The sequence below is a fragment of the Halomonas sp. 3F2F genome (assembly GCF_014897805.1).
GTDB lineage: Bacteria > Pseudomonadota > Gammaproteobacteria > Pseudomonadales > Halomonadaceae > Vreelandella.
Window position 1 is genome coordinate 1 of sequence record NZ_JABUZE010000059.1, and the last position, 2,790, is coordinate 2,790.

5 protein-coding genes are annotated in these 2,790 nt (G+C 56.5%); 2 read left to right on the forward strand and 3 right to left on the reverse strand.

Annotation, left to right across the window (positions count from 1 at the left end):
* The coding region (locus tag INT21_RS06875) for a siderophore-interacting protein (protein ID WP_193085022.1) at positions 1-738 on the forward strand (738 nt) is incomplete at its 5' end.
* Positions 731-1,348, forward strand: a complete 618-nt coding sequence (locus INT21_RS06880) for a cytochrome b (protein WP_193068377.1) — start codon at positions 731-733, stop codon at positions 1,346-1,348. The genes INT21_RS06875 and INT21_RS06880, both read left to right, overlap by 8 nt.
* A gap of 72 nt (positions 1,349-1,420) precedes the next feature.
* Here INT21_RS06880 and INT21_RS06885 read toward each other — a convergent pair whose 3' ends face one another.
* The 3 genes from INT21_RS06885 to INT21_RS06895 form a co-directional block, all read right to left on the reverse strand.
* Positions 1,421-1,696 carry a type II toxin-antitoxin system RelE/ParE family toxin gene (locus INT21_RS06885; protein ID WP_193068378.1) on the reverse strand — a complete coding sequence of 92 codons (276 nt, stop codon included), beginning with the start codon at positions 1,694-1,696 and terminating at the stop codon, positions 1,421-1,423.
* Positions 1,693-1,890: a type II toxin-antitoxin system RelB family antitoxin gene (relB, locus tag INT21_RS06890; protein ID WP_193068379.1), complete on the reverse strand. Its 198-nt coding sequence runs from the start codon at positions 1,888-1,890 to the stop codon at positions 1,693-1,695. The genes INT21_RS06885 and relB overlap by 4 nt, the downstream gene beginning before the upstream one ends.
* A 102-nt stretch (positions 1,891-1,992) precedes the next feature.
* Positions 1,993-2,790, reverse strand: a 798-nt coding sequence (locus tag INT21_RS06895; RefSeq protein ID WP_226930605.1) for a cyclic peptide export ABC transporter, incomplete at its 5' end; no start/stop codon positions are given.

Genomic DNA, 2,790 nt, shown 5'->3' on the forward strand with positions numbered 1-2,790 from the left:
CACGATTGGTACAGCGCCTACCGCGCACTGCCGGATGCCCAGCGTCCCTCTGCGCGCACCTACACCATCCGTGCCCTGCGTCCAGAGCAGGCTGAAGTGGATGTAGAGTTTGTGCTCCACGGCGACAATGGCCCCGCCTCGCGCTGGGCAATGAATGCCAGTCCAGGTGACCGCCTTGCCATGACAGCCCCCGACGCTAACGCGGAAGGCCCCAAGCAGGGCTACGAGTGGAAGCCACCCCAAGGCGTGCGCCGTATTCTGATTATCGCCGATGAAACCGCCCTCCCCGCTGCTGCCGGTATTCTAGAAACCCTTGATGACCTGCCTCTCAAACCCAAGGTCGAAGCGCTGTTCGAAGTGCCTCGCCGCGACGATGTTCAGCCGCTACCCCAAGCCGCCAAACTGCGCTGGCTAGCACGTGACGCTGAGCCGGCCTGTCAACACGGCGAGCTGCTGATGAGAGCGCTGCGCGATATCGATTTGCAACAAGAGATTGTCGCATTAGGAGGCTTCCCTTCGGCCGTAGCCAATGGAAGCGAAGATGCACTGAACCAGGATGAAGACGCCCCGCTTTGGGACCCCGCCACCCTGGATGACAGCGCACCCTTCTATGCCTGGATTGCCGCTGAAACCAAAGTCGCTATGAAACTGCGCCGCTATTTGGTCAACGAGTGCGGGCTACCCAAGCAGTACGTTACCAGCATGGGCTACTGGCGCCTGGGCAAAGCCAATGGTTAAAGGAACGGCAAATAACACGGTGTTAAACAGTGATTCCATAAACACGCCAGCTCAAACGCATATTGGCTGGCTAGACAGCCCCAACTGCTATGGGCGAATCAGCCGTGCTCTGCACTGGGTTACCGCTGCGCTTATCACACTGCAATTTACCGTGTTGCTGGCCTGGAGAGGAATGGGCGAAAACGCTATCACGCTGTTCTTGGCGGGCATCGGACCTCACGGCACATTAGGATTTATGATTCTGATCGTGACGCTGGCTCGCCTTGGCTGGGCATTGGCGAATCGAAAACAGCGCCCTCCCCACCAATCAGGGCTGGGTGGACGCTTGGCGCGCCTCGTCCATATCACCTTTTATGCGCTCCTGCTGTGGCTGCCCGCTTTCGCTATTGTGCGCCAGTACGGCCGCGGCGGCGCGCTGCGCTTTTATGGCATGAAGCTACTGCCCGAAGCCGAGCGCGACATCACCTGGATGATCGCCCCCGCCGATCTTCTTCACGGCCCACTCTCGTGGCTGCTATGTGGATTAGTCATCGGCCATATCGCCATGGCGCTGGTTCACCGCTTCTGGCTCAAGGACAGGGTGTTGGCGCGCATGGTGGGGGCAAATTGATAAAACTTTAATCCGCAGCTTTAGGATAACGACCTAAGAGTAACAAAAGGTTAATTCAGCACGGATAGGCGGTTAGGGATAATTTTGGCGAGAGTGAACCACTGATATGACCTCAATGCGATCCGTCACTTGGTAGACCACGATAAAGTTTGGGTGAGCAACAATTTCTCGCGTACCCGGCAAGCGGCCCACTTGATGTAAGTAAGGATGTTCAGCCACTGAGGAGACAGCTGCTTCAATACGAATACGCAGCCGCCGGGCAGCTTGAGGATCGCGCTCGGCGATGTAGACGACGAGCTCAAACAAGTCGTTAATCGCCTCGTCATGCCAGCGGATAGGCAGGCTCACGAAACTCCGCCGCTTTGGCGTTGCTCCGCTTCGGCGATGATCGCATCAACCTTAGACATGACCTCATCATGGGACATTCCCTGGCCCGGGTTGTCGATGCTGTGCTGAACCTTGGCTTTGAGCCAACGATCATAGCTATCGGCTTGTTCCTGCGTCTCGAATTCAGAAACGATAGGATCTAGCTGGGTATTCATGATCATCTCTCCTCGGTTACCTGTACAGTTTAATCGATACCCCCTATTTTGACATCCTTCCTAGCAGTTCTCTCCTCCTGATACCAATGCACCATGACCCAGTCAATTGACCGCCGAAGACACCACATTCTCACTACTAGTCGGCTGCTCACCATCCATCGGCTCTGGTGCCAACAACTTGCCACTCTCTAGCCGCACCAACCGATCCGCGAGGTGAAAGTAACGGTCATCGTGGGTGATGACCAGCACCGCTTTGCCCATGCGTTTTAGCTCGGGCAACACCTCGCAATAAAACACCTCTTTGAATAACGGATCCTGATCTGCCGCCCACTCATCAAACACCAAGAAGGGCCGATCTTCCAGGTAGGCCACTACCAACGCCAAGCGCTTACGCTGGCCCTGAGAGAGCGACTGGGTGGTGAACGCACCATTCTCAACCCGCACCTTGTGCTGCAGATGCAACTTGGCCAGCAGGCGGTTGCCCTCTTCGTCGAGATCTTCCCGCGGTGCTTCCAACAGTCGTTCGAAAAGATGGAAGTCCGAGAACACCACCGAGAAGAGCTGCCGGTAAGCATCCCAACCATCCGCCTCGACACGCTCGCCATTGAGCAACACTTCGCCACCATCCGGCGGATAAAGCCCCACCACTACTTTGGCCAGCGTGGTCTTACCGCTGCCATTGCCCCCCACCAGAAACACCACTTCCCCCGGTGTAAAACTCAGATTAATCGGCCCCAGCTCAAAGAAATCATCGCTCTGCTCGTGGTAGTACTGATGGGTGACGTCGCGCAATACAAGACTATGAAAATCAGGCACCTGAGGTGACGCCTGCCTCTCCTGCCCCTGGGGCATCTCGCGTGTGATGTTATCAATTCGGCTAGCGGCTACTCGCGCCATATT

Coding starts and splice junctions, on each gene's coding strand:
- INT21_RS06880 (WP_193068377.1), top strand. CDS start 731: ATGGTTAAAGGAACGGCAAATAACACGGTGTTAAACAGTGATTCCATA.
- relB (WP_193068379.1), bottom strand. CDS start 1,890: ATGAATACCCAGCTAGATCCTATCGTTTCTGAATTCGAGACGCAGGAA.